A 14,979-nucleotide genomic window follows, 5' to 3' on the forward strand; every position below is an offset into this window, starting at 1 on the left:
TCGACTCCGAGATCGAAGCGACGCGCCGCCGCGGCTACGCCCAGGACGACGAGGAGTTCTCGCCGGGCATCCGCTGCGCCGCCGTGCCAGTCTACGCCGCCCCGGGCGACATGATCGCCGCCATCGGCGTATCCGGGCCGACCGCCCGCATCAGTCTCGAGCGGCTTGCCGAACTCGGAGCCCTGGTCTCCGAGCGGGCCGCCGCCACTTCCAGTTGGAGCAAACCATGACGTTCGACACAGTCCGTGTAGGAATCATCGGCACGGGCCGGATTTCCGACCTGCACGCCATCGAGTATCTCGCCAATCCGAACGCCCGCATCGTGGCGCTGTGCGACAATGCCATCGCCAATGCCGAGGGGCGAGCCAAGGCCTGGGGCGTGAGCGATGCGCGGGTCACCGACGACTACCGCCGGGTCCTCGCCGACCCCGATGTCGACCTGGTCGAGATCCTGCTGCCCCATCACCTGCACCTCGAGGTGGCCCTGGCCGCCATCGCCGCCGGCAAGGCGGTGTCGCTGCAAAAGCCGATGACGCTCGATCTCGCCCAGGCCGACACGCTGGTCGCGGCCGCCGAGGCCTCGAGCAAGCCCTTCAAGGTGTTTGAGAACTTCATCTTCTACCCGCCGGTGATGAAGGCCAAGGCGCTGATCGCCGAAGGCGCCATCGGCGAACCGGTGACCATCCGCCTCAAATCCAACCCCGGCGCCAGCAAGACCGCCTGGAAGGTCCCGGCCAGCGCCGAGGCCTGGCGGCAGGACAAGGCGCAGGCCGGTGGCGGCCCGCTGGTGTTCGACGACGGCCACCACAAGTTTGCGCTCGCCTGGCACTTCATGGGCAATCCAGACACCGTGCACGCCTTCATCAGCCGCTCCGTGGCGCCCTCGGGCTTCGTCTTCGACGCCCCGGCCATGGTGTCGTTCCGCTTTCCAGGCAACAAGATGGGCAATCTCGAGATCGTCTACTCGCCCGAACTCGAGATCATCACCCGCCACTACGCCCAGGACGACCGGGTGGAGATCACCGGGACCAAGGGCGTCATCTGGATCAATTGCGGCCACGGCCGGATCGGCGACCCGCCGCCGGTGGCGCTCTACCGCGACGGCGCGGTGACCACCTTCCACAACCTCGATACCGGCTGGGAGGCCAGCTTCGTGCACTCCACCCGCGCCTATATCGAGGCCCTGCGCAACGGCACGCCGCCCAAGCTGACCGCCCGCGAGGGCCGCACCATCCTCCGCTTCGCGCTTGCCGCGGAGCAATCCGCCCGCGAGGGTCGCGCCATCGCCCTCGATCCGGCAGGCTGAACCATGACCGACGCTGCCACTCCCTCGCCGACCGCCCTGATGGACCGGCGGGCCGCCGCAATCGCCGCGGCCGGCGGCCTCGAGGCGGCCATCGCCAGCGGCCCGCTGGCGGAGCCGCTCGAGGTCAGCCTCAGCGAGGCCCTGGTGCTGGGCCTGATGCGTCAGGGCGTCCGCAAGTTCTTTGCCATCTTCGGGCACGGCTCGACCGCGCTCGCCGAAGTACTGCGCGTCTATGAGGCGCACGGACTGGTACGGGTCTGGCAGTTTCGCAACGAGATCGAGATGGCGCATGCCGGCACCGCGCTGCGCTGGACCTATGGCGAGACCTGCGCGGTGATCACCTCGATCGGGCCCGGCGCCCTGCAGGCCATGTCCGCCTCGCTGGCCGCCGCCTCGAACGGCATCGGCGTCTATCACATCTATGGCGACGAGACGACGCATGGCGAAGGCTACAACATGCAGCAGGTGCCCAAGCCGGCGCAGGGGCTGTACGGGCAGATCACCGCGCTGATGGGCCGCTCCTACACTCTGCACACGCCCGAGGCGCTGCGCGAGGCGTTGCGCCAGGGCGCAGCGACGGTGTTCCACCCGACGCGGGCCGGCCCGTTCTATCTGCTGACGCCGATCAACACCCAGCCAAGGATCATCACGCTGAACATCGCCGGGCTGCCCCGCGCGGCGACGCTGCCGGCGCAGGTGCCGGCCGATCATGCCCCATTCGCGGCAGCAGCCGATCTCATCGCGGCGTTCGGCAAGGTGGCGATCAAGGCTGGCGGCGGAGCGCGGCGCTTTCCGGAGCAGGTCCGTCGCCTGGCCGAACTCGCCGGCGCCGCCGTGCTGCTCAGCCCCGGTTCGACCGGCCTGTTGCCCGACAACCACCCGCAGAACCTCCACGTCGCGGGCTCGAAGGGCTCGATCAGCGGCAATTTCGGCATGGACGAGGCGGAACTGCTGATCGTCATCGGTTCGCGTGCCGTGTGCCAGGCGGACTGTTCCGGTATCGGCTATCCACGCGTCCGGCAGGTCATCAACATCAATGCCGACATCAACGACATCCAGCACTACAACAACACGCTGCCGCTGCTGGGCGATATCGGCGCCATCCTCGACCGGCTGAACGCCCTGCTGGCGGACCGCGACCTCGCCGCCGCTGCCGACAAGCAGGCCTGGCTGGCCGCCTGCCGCGCCGCCAAGGGGCGCTGGCGGAGCTTCAAAGAGGCGCGCTTCGCCGCCCGCCCGCTGCACGACCCGGCCTGGCAGCGGACGGTGCTGACCCAGCCGGTCGCCATCCGCACCGTCGCCGAGTTCGCCAAACGCATCGACGCGCTGAAATACTTCGACGCGGGCGACGTCCAGGCCAACGGCTTCCAGATCGTCGAGGACGATACCCCGACCGAAACCGTCACCGAGTCGGGTGCCTCCTACATGGGCTTTGCCGTGTCGGCCCTGCTGGCGGGTGCCGCCGCCGAGCGGCCGCGCTACGCCATCGCTTTCACCGGCGACGGCTCGTTCATGATGAACCCGCAGGTGCTGATCGACGGTGTCGCGCACGGCGCCAAGGGCATGATCGTGCTGTTCGACAACCGCCGGATGGCGGCGATCAGCGGCCTGCAACTGGCCCAGTACGGCATCGAGTACCGCACCAACGACAATGTCGTGGTCGACTACCGGCAGCTCGCGGCGGCCGTCTCGGGCGTCGCCGCGTTCTGGGGCGGCACCACCCGGGAGGAACTGGCCGGCGTGCTCGAACGGGCGCGGGCGCATGACGGGCTGAGCCTCGTGCACGTGCCGGTCTATCACGGCACCGATGTCGACGGCGGCATGGGCGCCTATGGACGCTGGAACGTCGGCAACTGGGTGGCCGATGTCGAGCGCGACTATGCCCTGACCGCGATCTGAGAACGGACGACCAACATGTACGAGACATACGGACTGCTGCGGCTCAACGGATGGCACGCCGCCTCGGACGGTGCGACCCGCACGGTGACCAGCCCGGTCACCGAGCAGCCGGTCGGGGCCGTGCCCGCCGCAACACCCGCCGATATCGACGCCACACTGGCGGCGGCGCGAACCGGCCTCGCCCAGTGGCGCGAGGTGCCGGCCTGGACCCGCGCCAGGATCCTGCGCCGGACCGCCGACCTGATGCGCGAGCGGGTCGACGACATCGCCCGGCTGATCAGCACCGAGACCGGCAAGCCGCTGGCCGAATCGCGCGGCGAGACCAACTCGGCGGCCGACCAGTTCGAGTGGTATGGCGAGGAAGCCAAGCGCATCTACGGCCGGATCATTCCGGGCCGGAACGGCGACGAGCGCCTCTCGGTCATCCACCAGCCGGTCGGCATCTGCCTGTCGCTGTCGGCCTGGAACTTCCCGGCCCTGCTCCCGGCGCGCAAGATCGCCGCGGCGCTGGCGGCCGGCTGCGCCATCATCGCGCGCCCCGCTTCGGAGGCGCCGGGCGCCACGCTGGCCATCGGCCAGGCGCTGATCGATGCCGGGGTTGCCCCAGGCGCGATCGGGATCCTGACCGGCGATGCCGGGCTGATCTCGGAGACGTTGATCGACTCGCCGAGCGTCCGCAAGGTCTCGCTCACCGGTTCGGTGCCCGTCGGCAAGCATCTGCTCGGGCTCGCGGCCAATGGGGTGAAGCGCGTCAGCATGGAACTTGGCGGCCACGCGCCGGTGATCGTCCACGCCGACGCCGATCCCGTCGCGGCGGCTCGGAAGGTGGCCGGCGCCAAGTACCGCAATACCGGGCAGGTGTGCATCTCGCCGTCGCGCTTCTACGTCCACCGCTCGATCCAGCCGCAGTTCGAGGCGGCCTTCGTGGAGGTGGCCAGGAGCCTCGTCGTCGGCGATGGCCTCAGGGACGGTGTGACGATGGGGCCGATGATCCGGCGCCGCGCCTTCGATTCGGCGCTGGCGCTGATCGAGGATGCCCGGACGAGGGGCGCGCGGCTGCTGACCGGCGGGAGGCGGCCGGCCGGCGCCAATACCGGCCATTTCCTGGAGCCGACGGTGCTGACCGACGTCCCGGACGACGCGAGCATCATGCATGAGGAGCCCTTCGCCCCGGTGGCGCCGATCGCGGGCTTCACCGACCTCGGCGAGGTACTTGAACGCGCCAACAGCACGCCGTTCGGCCTCGCCTCCTACGTCTTCACCAACAATGCCGAACTCGCCGCCCGCACCGCCGAAGGGCTCGAGGCGGGCATGGTCGGAGTCAACGAGACCCTTCTCGCGCTGGCCGAGGCGCCGTTCGGCGGCGTTAAGGAAAGCGGCTTCGGCCGGGAAGGCGGCTCGGAGGGCATCATGGACTATCTCGACACCAAGTATGTCCGGCACCGGCTGAGCATCGAGGGGGCGCGCTGATGGCCGACAGGAAGCCGCATGCCGGGCTGACCGGCGGCCTCACCAACTATGGCGATACCGACTTCGCCCGTTACCTGCGCCGCTCGTTCGCCAAGTCGATGGGCTATACGGACGCCGCGCTCGACAAGCCGATCGTCGGCATCTGCTACACCGAGAGCGGCTTCAACAACTGCCATCGCGATTTCCCGCAGATGTTGGAGGCGGTCAAGCGCGGGGTGCTCGCCTCGGGCGCCCTGCCGGTGGTGTTCCCGGTGATTTCGCTCGGCGAGGTCTTCCTCAGCCCCACCAGCATGAACTTCCGCAACCTGATGGCGATGGACGTCGAGGAGATGATCCGCGCCCAGCCCATGGACTCGGTGGTGCTGATGGGCGGCTGCGACAAGACCGTGCCGGCGCTGCTGATGGGCGCCGCCTCGGCCGGCAAGCCGGCCGTGATGCTGGTGTCCGGTCCGATGATGACCGGCCGGCATCGCGGCGAGCGGCTCGGCGCCTGCACCGACTGCCGGCGCTTCTGGGCTCGCTATCGGGGCGGCGATGTCGACGACGCCGAAATCAACCAGGTCGAGGGACGGCTCGCCGTCACCTCGGGCACCTGCGCGGTGATGGGGACGGCCAGCACCATGGCGCTGATCGCCGATACGCTCGGCATGATGGTGCCCAACAGTTCCGCCATCCCCTCCGTCCACGCCGACCGCCTGCGCGCCGCCGAGGAGACCGGGGCGCTGGCCGCGCGCCTTGTCGGCACCGACCGCACACCGGACACACTGATGACGCCGGCCGCGATCGAGAATGCCCTGCGGGTCCTGCTCGCCGTCTCGGGCTCGACCAATGCCATCGTCCATCTTGCCGCCATCGCCGGGCGGGTCGGCGTCGACATCGACCTCGATGCCTTCAACCGGCTGTCCGACGAGACCCCGGTGCTGGTGAACCTGAAGCCGGTGGGCGACGGCTACATGGAGGACTTCAACACCGCCGGCGGCCTCGACGCGGTGCTGCGCGGCATTGCCGACAAGCTGCACCTCGAGACCCGCGACGTCACCGGCCAAACCCTGCGGGAACGGCTGGCCAGGCCCCTGCCCGATCCGGTGGACACCCGCTTCATCCGCCCGCCCGACAATCCGGTCGAGCCGGTCGGCGGTCTGATCGCGCTGCACGGCAACCTGGCCCCAGGCGGCGCCATCCTGAAGCGGGCGGCGGCGACGCCCCGGCTGATGGAACACGAGGGTCGCGCCGTGGTCTTTGCCTCGCTCGAGGACCTCGCGGCCCGTATCGACGATCCCGACCTCGATGTGACGGCGGACGACGTGCTGGTGCTGCAGCATGCCGGACCGAAGAGCCCGGCAGGGATGCCCGAGGCCGGCTACCTGCCGATCCCCAGAAAACTCGCCCGCCAGGGCGTCAAGGACATGGTGCGCATCTCCGATGCCCGGATGAGCGGCACGGCGTTCGGCACCGTCGTCCTCCATATCACCCCGGAAGCGGCCGATGGCGGCCCCCTGGCACTGGTGCGGACCGGCGACCGCATCCGCCTCTCGGCGGCGCGGAAGCGGATCGACCTCCTGGTCCCGGAGGAGGAACTGGCCGCGCGCCGGGCGAACCTGCCGGTCGACGACACCGCCGGCCAGCGCGGCTACAAGTGGCTCTATGGGCGCCACGTCGGCAACGCCACCTCGGGCTGCGACTTCGACTTCCTGCGCCGCGACTGGACGGGCGAGCCGGTGCGCCGGGACGGACGCTGAGACCGGACCGGCTGCGGCCAGGGATCAGTCCCAGCGTTCGAGGTCGAAGGCGGCGAGGCTGTCGCAGACCTCGGCAGCGCCGCTGAAGTCGCCGCCCGCAGTGTAGGCGGCCGGGGTGACGATGGTGCGCAGCCCGGCGGCCAAGGCGGCCCTGAGCCCGTTCTCGGAGTCCTCGAAGGCCAGCGCCTCCTCCGGCGCGAGGCCGAGCCGCTCGAGCGCGACACGATAGGCGGCGGGGTGCGGCTTGAGCTCGGAGACGTCGCCCGCGGTGACGAGCACGTCGAAGGCGGGCATCGGCGAGGCGGCAAGCAGCGCATCGAGGTTGACGCGGCTGGTGGTGGTGGCGATGGCGAGGCGCAGCCCCCGCCGCCGCGCGCGTTCCAGCAGATCGATGACCCCCGGCCGCGGCACGGCGGCCCCGCGCCCCACCAGCTCGCCATAGAGCCGGTTCTTGGCCGCATGGAGGGCCGACGCCAGCGCATCGGGTATCGGCAGGCCCGCCTGCTCGAAATGCCCCACGATCCGGCGCTTGCCGCCGGTGACATCGAGCAGCCGCCGGTACCGCGCGGGATCCCAGCGCACGGCGAGCCCGGCCTCGGCGAAGGCGCCGTTGAACGCCTGTCGATGCAGTTCCTCGGTCTCGGCGAGGGTGCCGTCGAGGTCGAAGATCAGCGCGGCGAGCCTAACCAAGGCGCCACATGTCGATGGCGACGTCGAGTTCGCCGAGGCTGTCGATGATGATGTCGGGCGCAAGCTGCTCGAGCGGCACGCTGGAATAGCCGTTGCGCAGCGCCACCGCGAAGACGCCCGCCGCCCGCGCCGCCTCGATGTCGGCCGCGCTGTCGCCCACCATGATCGCCTCGCCCGGCTGGGCCCTGAGCCGGCTGAGGGTGAACTGCAGCATATCCGGCGCCGGCTTGGCGGCGAGGCCGCCGGGGCGCGCCTGGTCGCCCAGCACGACGCTGAAGCTCTCGGCGAGGCCGAAATGATCGAGGACGATATTGGCCGCCGACTGCAGCTTGTTGGTGACCAGCGCCAGCGGCACGTCGCGCTGCCTGAGGCCGGCGAGCGCCTCGCGCGCGTGCGGCATCAGCGTGGTGCGGCCGGTGAGATGGCGCGGATAGATCTCGCGCATCCGCCCGATCTGCCGCTCGTGCTCGGTGGGCGACAGCTCGATGCCGTGTGCCGCGAAGGCCCGCGACACCAGCGGGCCGACGCCATGCCCCACCATGACGCGGATGCTGTCCTCGTCGAAGGGCGCCAGGCCGGACAGATCGAGCAGTTCCGCCACGGCGAGAGCGATATCGGGAACCGAGTCGATCAGCGTGCCGTCGAGGTCGAATAGGACGGCCCTGGGCAGGGTGCCGGGCCGGCGGTCGGGTGCGCCGCGAGTGTTCAGCACGAAATCTCCAAAATCCATCCGCGCCTCCCGCTACGGCCTGCCGCCGGCAGCACTGCGGATCGCCGCGATGCGTGCCGCATAGCCGTCGCGACCGGCGGCGAACACGGCCGATCCGGCCACCAGCACATCAGCGCCCGCCGCGGCGACGGCCGCCGCATTGGCTGCCGAAACGCCGCCATCGACCTCGATCCTTATCGGGCGATCACCGACCATCGTCTTGATTCGACTGATCTTGTCGAGCGTCGACGGAATGAAGGCCTGGCCGCCGAAGCCCGGGTTCACCGTCATCACCAGCACGAGGTCGACACGGTCGAGCACATAGCCGAGGACCGATTCGGGGGTCGCGGGGTTGAGTGCCACCCCGGCCCTCTTGCCCAGTTGCCGGATGCGCTGCAGCGACCGGTCCAGGTGCGTCGTCGCCTCGGCATGGACGGTGATGACGTCGCAGCCGGCCTCGGCGAAGGCGTCGAGATAGGCGTCGACCGGCGAGATCATCAGGTGGCAGTCAAAGGTCGCCCCGGTGCGGCCGCGCAGCGCCTTGATGACGGCCGGACCGAAAGTGATGTTGGGCACGAAGTGGCCGTCCATCACGTCGAGATGTATCCAGTCGGCACCAGCGGCGAGCACATCGTCGACTTCCTCGCCGAGCCGCGCGAAATCGGCGGCAAGGATCGAGGGAGCGATAAGGATGTCGGTCATGGCGCCTCTCCGGTCGACTGGGTCTGCGCGAACACCCGGCTGGCGCGGATGTCCGGAGCGGTGATGGTCGAGAGAGCCTCGGCCCCCACCGGCCCGGTCGCCTCGAACAGCCGGTTGGCCTGCCTGAGGCGGGCCCGGTCGATGGCATTGCGGATCGAGCGGGCATTGGCGAAGTGCGGCTGGGTCCGCCGCTTCTCGATGTAGTCCCGCATCGTCACCTGCCCCGGCCCGTCGAAGCGGTAGCCCTGCTCGTCCAGCATGGACCGTGCGATCGCCAGCAGTTCGTCGTCGGAATAGTCGGGAAAATCGATGTGGTGGGCAATGCGGGAGCGGAAGCCCGGGTTGGACTGGAAGAAACGCTCCATCCGGTCGGCATAGCCGGCGAGGATGACCACCAGGTCGTCGCGCTGGTTCTCCATCACCTGTAGCAGGATCTCGATCGCCTCCTGCCCGTAATCGCGCTCGTTGTCGGGGCGATAGAGGTAGTAGGCCTCGTCGATGAACAACACGCCGCCCATTGCCTTCTTCAGCACTTCCTTGGTCTTGGGCGCAGTGTGTCCGATATACTGGCCGACCAGATCGTCGCGCGTGACCGCGACCAGGTGCCCCTTGCGCACATAGCCCAGCCGGAACAGCAGGTCTGCCATGCGCCGCGCCACCGTGGTCTTGCCGGTCCCCGGATTGCCGGTGAAGCTCATGTGCAGGGTCGGCGTCGTGCTGCCGAGCCCGAGCTGGCGCCGGGCCCGGTCGACGAGCAGCAGCGCCGCCGTCTCGCGGATCCGCTGCTTGACCGGCTTCAGCCCGACCAGCTCGCGGTCGAGTTCGGCGAGCACCTCGGCGACGCCCGAGGCCCGGTACTCGGCCTGCAGGTCGATCGTCGCCGGGGCCGCCCCGCTGCCTTCGGTCTCGAGCACGGTCAGTACTCGGTCGTCATGGTGACGCTGACCGTACGGCCCCGCACCTCGGTGCGCGTCAGGCGGAAGCTCGGCTCGACCTGCGGACGGTTGACGATGAAGCTCAGCCGCACCGTCTCGAAACCGCGGGTCGAATCGTAGGCGTTGATGCGGATGTAGTGATTGGGGAAGGCCTTGCGGCAATCCCTGAGCTCCATCATCACGCCGGCCGCATCGCGCAGGTCGAACATCGGGTTGCCCCACATGTCCCACAGCACGTTGCGCGGGTGCGGATCGGAGGTGTGCTCGATGCCGATGGCCCAGTCGTTCCTCAGGCAGTACTCCACCTGCATGGAGATCTGCTCGTCGGTGAGGTCGGGAAGGAAGGAGAAGGCTCCCTGGGTGATGCGCATGGCAGGTCCTCAGTAGCTGAGCGCCGGCGTCGGGACGTAGTCCGACGTGTCGGTCGACTGGTAGTTGAACGAGATGTTGCCCCAGGTATCCAGCGCGGCCTCGACCGGCTTGCACCACCTGGCCGCCGCCCTGAGGATTTCGGGCCCTTCGTTGATGATGTCGCGGCCCTCGTTGCGGGCCAGCACCATGGCCTCGAGCGCGACGCGGTTGGCCGTCGCGCCGGCCTGGATCCCCATCGGATGGCCGATCGTGCCGCCGCCGAACTGCAGTACCACATCGTCGCCGAACAGGTGCAGCAACTGGTGCATCTGGCCGGCATGGATGCCGCCCGACGCCACCGGCATCATCTTCTTGAGGTCGGCCCAGTCCTGCTCGAAGTAGATGCCGCGCGGCAGGTCGATCTCGTTCCTGAGTTCGCGGCAGACATTGTAGTAGCCCTGCACCGTCATCGGGTCGCCCTCGAGCTTGCCGACCGCGGTACCGGCGTGGATGTGGTCGACGCCGGCGAGCCGCATCCACTTGGCGATGACGCGGAAGCTGACCCCGTGGTTCTTCTGGCGCGTGTAGGTGCCGTGGCCGGCCCGATGCAGGTGCAGGATCATGTCGTTCTGCCGGCACCATTCCGAGATCGACTGGATTGCGGTGTAGCCGATGATCAGATCGATCATCACGATGACCGAGCCGGTCTCCTTGGCAAGTTCGGCCCGGCGGTACATCTCCTCCATCGTGCCGGCGGTGATGTTGAGGTAGTGCCCCTTGATCTCGCCGGTCTCGGCCGAGGCCTTGTTGACCGCGTCCATGCAGTAGAGGAACCGGTCGCGCCAGTGCATGAAGGGCTGCGAGTTGATGTTCTCGTCGTCCTTCATGAAGTCGAGGCCGCCCTTGAGGCCCTCATAGACGACGCGCCCGTAGTTCTTGGCGGAGAGCCCGAGCTTGGGCTTTGTCGTCGCCCCGAGCAGCGGTCGGCCGAACTTGTCGAGCCGCTCGCGCTCCGTGACGATGCCGGTCGGCGGCCCTTTGTAGGTCTTCACATAGGCGACCGGCAGGCGCATGTCCTCGAGCCGGGCGGCCTTGAGCGGCTTGAACGAGAAGACGTTGCCGATGATCGAGGCGGTGAGGTTGGCGATCGAGCCTTCCTCGAACAGGATCAGGTCGTAGGCCACGTAGCAGAAGTACTGCCCCGGATTGTTGGGGACCGGTTCGACCCGATAGGCCTTGGCCCGGTACTGGTCGGCGGCGGTGAGCCGGTCGGTCCACACCACCGTCCAGGTCGCGGTCGAGCTCTCGCCGGCCACCGCCGCAGCGGCCTCGATGGGGTCGACGCCATCCTGCGGCGTGATCCGGAACAGCGCCAGCAGGTCGGTGTCCCTGGGCACGTAGTCGGCATTCCAGTAGCCCATCTGGGCGTACTTGAGCACGCCGGACTTGTAGCGTTCCTTGCCCCGGATTTCGGTCGGCTGGGTGTCCATGATCAGTTCCTTTCGACTGGGGTTCAGGCGGCGCGGGCGGTGCCGGCGCGGGGCGCGAGGCTGCCCGACGCATAGCGCCTGGCCATCTCGCTCATCGGCACGACCTTGATGCGCGAGGCATTGCCGGCCGTGCCGAAGGCCTCGAAGCGCTGCTTGCAGACCGATCGCATCGCCTCCATGGCCGGCTTCATGAACTTGCGCGGATCGAATTCGGCGGGGTCCTTCACCGCCGCCCGTCGCATCGCCGCGGTGGCCGCCAGCCTGAGATCGGTGTCGATGTTGACCTTGCGCACGCCGTGGCGGATGCCGCGCACGATCTCCTCGACCGGAACGCCCCAGGTTTCGCGCATCTGCCCACCATGGGAATTGAACACGTCCTGCCATTCCTTGGGCACCGAGGAAGACCCGTGCATGACGAGGTGGGTATCGGGCAGCCGCTCGTGCAACCGCTCGATGACGTCCATGGCGAGCACGTCGCCGCTCGGCGCGCGGGTGAACTTGTAGGCCCCGTGGCTGGTGCCGATGGCGACGGCGAGCGCATCGACCTGGGTCGCGGCGACGAAGCGCGCCGCCTCCTCGGGGTCGGTCACCAGCATGTGCCGCTGCAGCTTGCCCTCGAAGCCGTGCCCGTCCTCGGCCTCGCCCTCGCCGGTCTCGAGGCTGCCGAGTACGCCGATCTCGCCCTCGACCGAGGCCCCGACGAGGTGCGCGAGCCGCGCCACATCGGCGGTGATGGCGACATTGTAGTCATAGTCGGACGGGGTCTTGCCGTCCTCGTGCAGCGAGCCATCCATCATCACCGAGGTGTAGCCGTGCTGGATGGCGCTGAGGCAGGTGGCGACATTGTTGCCGTGGTCCTGATGCATGCACAGCGGGATCTCGGGAAACATCTCTTCGAGCGCATCGATGATGCGGCCCAGCATGATGTCTCCGGCATAGGAGCGAGCGCCGCGGCTGGCCTGCAGGATCACCGGCGCATCGACGTCGCGCGCCGCCTCGAGAATGGCGAGCGCCTGCTCCATATTGTTGATGTTGAAGGCGGGAACGCCGTAGCCACGCTCGGCGGCATGGTCGAGCAGTTGCCTCAGGGTGATGCGGGCCATGTCAGGCGATCTCCAGGGTTTCGGTTCGGGTGGTGGTCAGGGCGGCAACGCCGGGGAGCAGCAGTGCCTGCTCGCCCAGTTCGGCGGCCCGCGCGACGAGTTGCGGACCGGCGAGCGCCGGCATCACCAGCGGCAGCGTCGCAACGGATGCATGCTGGCGGGCCGAGGCGGCGGGCGCATCGTTGACGCACACATCGCCGTGCACGGACAACAGCAGCGCGAAGGCGCGATCGTTGAGTTCTTCGCCCAGGTGGAAGCGCAGGTTCTCGAGCAGCAGCACCGCCCCGGCCGAGGACGACCGCGTCGCGCCCTCGGCGACCGCCCCGACGCAATCGCGCACGAAGCCGACCTCCTGGCCGAGAGCCTGCGCCAGGAGGCGGCCGACGGGAGCGAGCGACATCACGGGATTGGGCACGCCGTGCGGCCGGTCGAGATGCGCGGCAATGACGACGCGCGCCCCCTGGCGTCTGAGCATTCGCACCGTCTCGGCGCAACGGGTGACCCGGGTCGAGGCGGACTCCTCGCCGCGCACGACGGCAATATTGAGGTCGGCTCGCAGCAGCACCGTCCGGCCCCGCAGGTCGGCCCCCAGCACGTGCGGCAGATCGAGAAGCCGGGACTCGCTCATGTGTTCCGCCGCTTGCGTTCGACGATCTGCAGGATCAGCGGCGTCAGGATGAGCTGCATGGCGAGGTCGAGCTTGTTGCCCGGCACGACGATCGAGTTGGCCCGCGACATGAACGAGTCGTGGATCATCGACAGCAGGTACGGAAAGTCGATGCCGCGCGGGCTGGCAAAGCGGATCACCAGCATCGACTCGTCGGGAGTGGGGATCCAGCGGGCGACGAACGGGTTGGAGGTGTCGACGATCGGCACCCGCTGGAAATTGATGTCGGTGCGCGAGAACTGCGGCGTGATGTGCCGCACATAGTCCGGCATCCGGCGCAGGATGGTGTCCATCACGGCTTCGGTCGAGTAGCCGCGCGTTGCCTTGTCGCGATGGATCTTCTGGATCCACTCGAGATTGATGACCGGCACCACCCCGATCTTGAGGTCGGCATGGCGGGCGAGATCGACCTTGTCGGTCACCGCGCAGCCGTGCAGCCCCTCGTAGAACAGCAGGTCGGAGGGAGCGAACTCGCGCCAGTCGCTGAAGCGGCCCTGCGGCACCCCGAGCTGGGCCGCCTCCTCGTCGTCATGGACATAGGTCCGGGTGCGCCCGGTGCCGGAGCGGCCGAACTCGGCGAAGATCGCCTCGAGTAGTTCAAGCTCGTTCGCCTCGGGGTTGAAGTGGGAGAAGTTCCGGTTGCCGGTCGTCTCCTCCTCCGCGATTTTCCGCTTCATCGCCTCGCGGTCGTAGCGATGGAAGGCATCGCCCTCGATGAAGGCGGCGCTCACCTGCTCGCGGCGGAAGATCAGCTCGAAGATGCGCTTGACCGAGGTCGTGCCTGCGCCCGACGAACCGGTGATCGAAATGATGGGATGCTGGACCGACATGGTGCTGGACCTCAGTTGCGGAACAGGCCGCGGGACCCGAACAGCGGCGACCTGTCGCCGACGGGCTCACGGTTGAGGTGGTACTGCGCGATCTGGTCGACCTCCGAGCGGGAGCCGAAGACCAGCGGTGTCTTCTGGTGCAGGCTCGCCGGCGCGATCGAAAGGATCGGGTGCTGCGTCTGGGTGGCGAGACCATCGGCCTGCTCGATCAGGAAGGCGATCGGGTTGGCCTCGTAGACCAAGCGCAGCCGACCGTGGCTGTATCCCTTCCGACTGTCGCCCGGATAGAGGAACACCCCGCCCCGGATGAGGATGCGGTAGGTCTCGGCGACCAGCGATGCGATCCAGCGCATGTTGTAGTCGCGCCCCTGCGGACCTTCCGAGCCGCGCAGGCAATCGTCGACATAGTGCCGCACCGCCTCGTCCCAGTGCCGACGGTTCGAGGCATTGATCGAGAACTCGCTGCTGCGATGCGGGATCTTCAGCTCGGCCCGGCTGTAGACGAAGGTGCCGAAGCGCGGCGCATAGGTGAACAGGTGCGTGCCCTCGCCGAGGGTGAGCACCAGCGCCAGCTGCGGGCCGTAGATGAAGAAGCCGGCCGCCAGCTGGGCGCTGCCAGGCTGCAATACAGAGGCCAGCGGATCGCGCTCGGGGTTGCCCGTCATCGGCAGGATCGAGAAGATCGTGCCGATCGAGACGTTGACGTCGATATTGGAGGAACCGTCGAGCGGATCGATCGCGAGGATCAGCGGCGCCTGCGCGTCGAGGACCACCGGGTGCGGCCGCTCCTCGGAGGCGTAGATGCCGATCGGGGCGCGGCCGGCCGCCTCGAGGAAGCGGTCGTCGGCATAAAGGTCGAGGCCCGCCTGCCGCTCGCCATTGGTGTTGTGCGCCCCGGCCTGCTCGGAAAAGGCCTCCCCGAGCGCCCCGCTCGCGATCTCGAGCGAGACGGCGACCGCGCTGGCCGCCAGGGCGATGACGGCATCGGCCACGGCGTCGCGCTGCGCCATGTCGGAGCGGGTGCGGAAGTGCTCGAGAAAATCCGTCAGAGCATGAGCTCTCATGGCCGTCCTCCCGGCGCATCTGGT

General features: G+C 68.7%; 15 protein-coding genes. 5 read left to right on the forward strand and 10 right to left on the reverse strand.

Annotated elements, in window-relative coordinates:
* The 5 genes from ACE3TU_RS01220 to ACE3TU_RS01240 form a co-directional block, all read left to right on the forward strand.
* Positions 1–230: IclR family transcriptional regulator C-terminal domain-containing protein (locus tag ACE3TU_RS01220; RefSeq protein WP_374619150.1), on the forward strand; the 230-nt coding region annotated here is incomplete at its 5' end.
* Positions 227–1,306 carry a Gfo/Idh/MocA family protein gene (locus ACE3TU_RS01225; protein ID WP_374619153.1) on the forward strand — a complete coding sequence of 360 codons (1,080 nt, stop codon included), beginning with the start codon at positions 227–229 and terminating at the stop codon, positions 1,304–1,306. The genes ACE3TU_RS01220 and ACE3TU_RS01225, both read left to right, overlap by 4 nt.
* Positions 1,307–1,309: 3 nt before the next feature.
* Complete coding sequence (locus ACE3TU_RS01230) at positions 1,310–3,205, forward strand: thiamine pyrophosphate-dependent enzyme (protein ID WP_374619156.1); 1,896 nt, start codon at positions 1,310–1,312, stop codon at positions 3,203–3,205.
* 15 nt (positions 3,206–3,220) lie between these two features.
* A complete protein-coding gene (locus tag ACE3TU_RS01235; RefSeq protein WP_374619158.1) occupies positions 3,221–4,675 on the forward strand; it encodes an NAD-dependent succinate-semialdehyde dehydrogenase in 1,455 nt (484 codons plus the stop codon).
* On the forward strand, positions 4,675–6,414 hold the full coding sequence (locus tag ACE3TU_RS01240) for a dihydroxy-acid dehydratase (RefSeq protein WP_374619161.1): 1,740 nt from the start codon (positions 4,675–4,677) through the stop codon (positions 6,412–6,414). The genes ACE3TU_RS01235 and ACE3TU_RS01240 overlap by 1 nt, the downstream gene beginning before the upstream one ends.
* Positions 6,415–6,438: 24 nt before the next feature.
* Here the strand turns inward: ACE3TU_RS01240 and ACE3TU_RS01245 are convergent, their stop codons facing one another.
* From ACE3TU_RS01245 to ACE3TU_RS01290, 10 genes are read right to left on the reverse strand one after another with little or no spacing between them, the layout of a single operon-like run.
* The gene (locus tag ACE3TU_RS01245) at positions 6,439–7,104 is read right to left on the reverse strand and encodes an HAD-IA family hydrolase (RefSeq protein WP_374619163.1); all 666 of its coding nucleotides are present in this window, start codon (positions 7,102–7,104) and stop codon (positions 6,439–6,441) included.
* Positions 7,097–7,816: an HAD-IA family hydrolase gene (locus ACE3TU_RS01250; RefSeq protein WP_374619166.1), complete on the reverse strand. Its 720-nt coding sequence runs from the start codon at positions 7,814–7,816 to the stop codon at positions 7,097–7,099. Before ACE3TU_RS01250 ends, ACE3TU_RS01245 begins: the two co-directional genes overlap by 8 nt.
* Before the next feature lie 30 nt (positions 7,817–7,846).
* Entirely contained in the window at positions 7,847–8,515 is a 669-nt protein-coding gene (rpe, locus tag ACE3TU_RS01255; RefSeq protein ID WP_374619169.1) for a ribulose-phosphate 3-epimerase, read from the reverse strand.
* The gene (gene cbbX / locus ACE3TU_RS01260) at positions 8,512–9,429 is read right to left on the reverse strand and encodes a CbbX protein (RefSeq protein WP_374619172.1); all 918 of its coding nucleotides are present in this window, start codon (positions 9,427–9,429) and stop codon (positions 8,512–8,514) included. Before cbbX ends, rpe begins: the two co-directional genes overlap by 4 nt.
* A gap of 2 nt (positions 9,430–9,431) precedes the next feature.
* Positions 9,432–9,821, reverse strand: a complete 390-nt coding sequence (locus ACE3TU_RS01265; RefSeq protein ID WP_374619174.1) for a ribulose bisphosphate carboxylase small subunit — start codon at positions 9,819–9,821, stop codon at positions 9,432–9,434.
* 9 nt (positions 9,822–9,830) lie between these two features.
* Positions 9,831–11,291: a form I ribulose bisphosphate carboxylase large subunit gene (locus ACE3TU_RS01270; RefSeq protein WP_374619177.1), complete on the reverse strand. Its 1,461-nt coding sequence runs from the start codon at positions 11,289–11,291 to the stop codon at positions 9,831–9,833.
* A gap of 23 nt (positions 11,292–11,314) precedes the next feature.
* Entirely contained in the window at positions 11,315–12,394 is a 1,080-nt protein-coding gene (gene fba, locus ACE3TU_RS01275; RefSeq protein ID WP_374619180.1) for a class II fructose-bisphosphate aldolase, read from the reverse strand.
* Position 12,395: 1 nt separating this feature from the next.
* Positions 12,396–13,022, reverse strand: a complete 627-nt coding sequence (pgk, locus tag ACE3TU_RS01280; RefSeq protein WP_374619182.1) for a phosphoglycerate kinase — start codon at positions 13,020–13,022, stop codon at positions 12,396–12,398.
* Positions 13,019–13,891 (reverse strand): phosphoribulokinase, encoded by an 873-nt coding sequence (locus tag ACE3TU_RS01285; protein ID WP_374619185.1) that lies wholly within the window; start codon positions 13,889–13,891, stop codon positions 13,019–13,021. The genes pgk and ACE3TU_RS01285 overlap by 4 nt, the downstream gene beginning before the upstream one ends.
* Positions 13,892–13,902: 11 nt before the next feature.
* The gene (locus ACE3TU_RS01290; protein ID WP_374619187.1) at positions 13,903–14,955 is read right to left on the reverse strand and encodes a class 1 fructose-bisphosphatase; all 1,053 of its coding nucleotides are present in this window, start codon (positions 14,953–14,955) and stop codon (positions 13,903–13,905) included.
* Positions 14,956–14,979: the final 24 nt, after the last annotated feature.

The sequence above is a fragment of the Devosia sp. genome (assembly GCF_041917035.1).
Taxonomy (GTDB): Bacteria; Pseudomonadota; Alphaproteobacteria; order Rhizobiales; family Devosiaceae; genus Devosia_A.

Excerpts from the sequence above, each read along its gene's own strand:
- ACE3TU_RS01225 (WP_374619153.1), top strand. The coding sequence starts at position 227 with ATGACGTTCGACACAGTCCGTGTAGGAATCATCGGCACGGGCCGGATT.
- ACE3TU_RS01230 (WP_374619156.1), top strand. The coding sequence starts at position 1,310 with ATGACCGACGCTGCCACTCCCTCGCCGACCGCCCTGATGGACCGGCGG.
- ACE3TU_RS01235 (WP_374619158.1), top strand. The coding sequence starts at position 3,221 with ATGTACGAGACATACGGACTGCTGCGGCTCAACGGATGGCACGCCGCC.
- ACE3TU_RS01240 (WP_374619161.1), top strand. The coding sequence starts at position 4,675 with ATGGCCGACAGGAAGCCGCATGCCGGGCTGACCGGCGGCCTCACCAAC.
- rpe (WP_374619169.1), bottom strand. The coding sequence starts at position 8,515 with ATGACCGACATCCTTATCGCTCCCTCGATCCTTGCCGCCGATTTCGCG.
- ACE3TU_RS01265 (WP_374619174.1), bottom strand. The coding sequence starts at position 9,821 with ATGCGCATCACCCAGGGAGCCTTCTCCTTCCTTCCCGACCTCACCGAC.
- ACE3TU_RS01270 (WP_374619177.1), bottom strand. The coding sequence starts at position 11,291 with ATGGACACCCAGCCGACCGAAATCCGGGGCAAGGAACGCTACAAGTCC.
- fba (WP_374619180.1), bottom strand. The coding sequence starts at position 12,394 with ATGGCCCGCATCACCCTGAGGCAACTGCTCGACCATGCCGCCGAGCGT.
- pgk (WP_374619182.1), bottom strand. The coding sequence starts at position 13,022 with ATGAGCGAGTCCCGGCTTCTCGATCTGCCGCACGTGCTGGGGGCCGAC.
- ACE3TU_RS01285 (WP_374619185.1), bottom strand. The coding sequence starts at position 13,891 with ATGTCGGTCCAGCATCCCATCATTTCGATCACCGGTTCGTCGGGCGCA.
- ACE3TU_RS01290 (WP_374619187.1), bottom strand. The coding sequence starts at position 14,955 with ATGAGAGCTCATGCTCTGACGGATTTTCTCGAGCACTTCCGCACCCGC.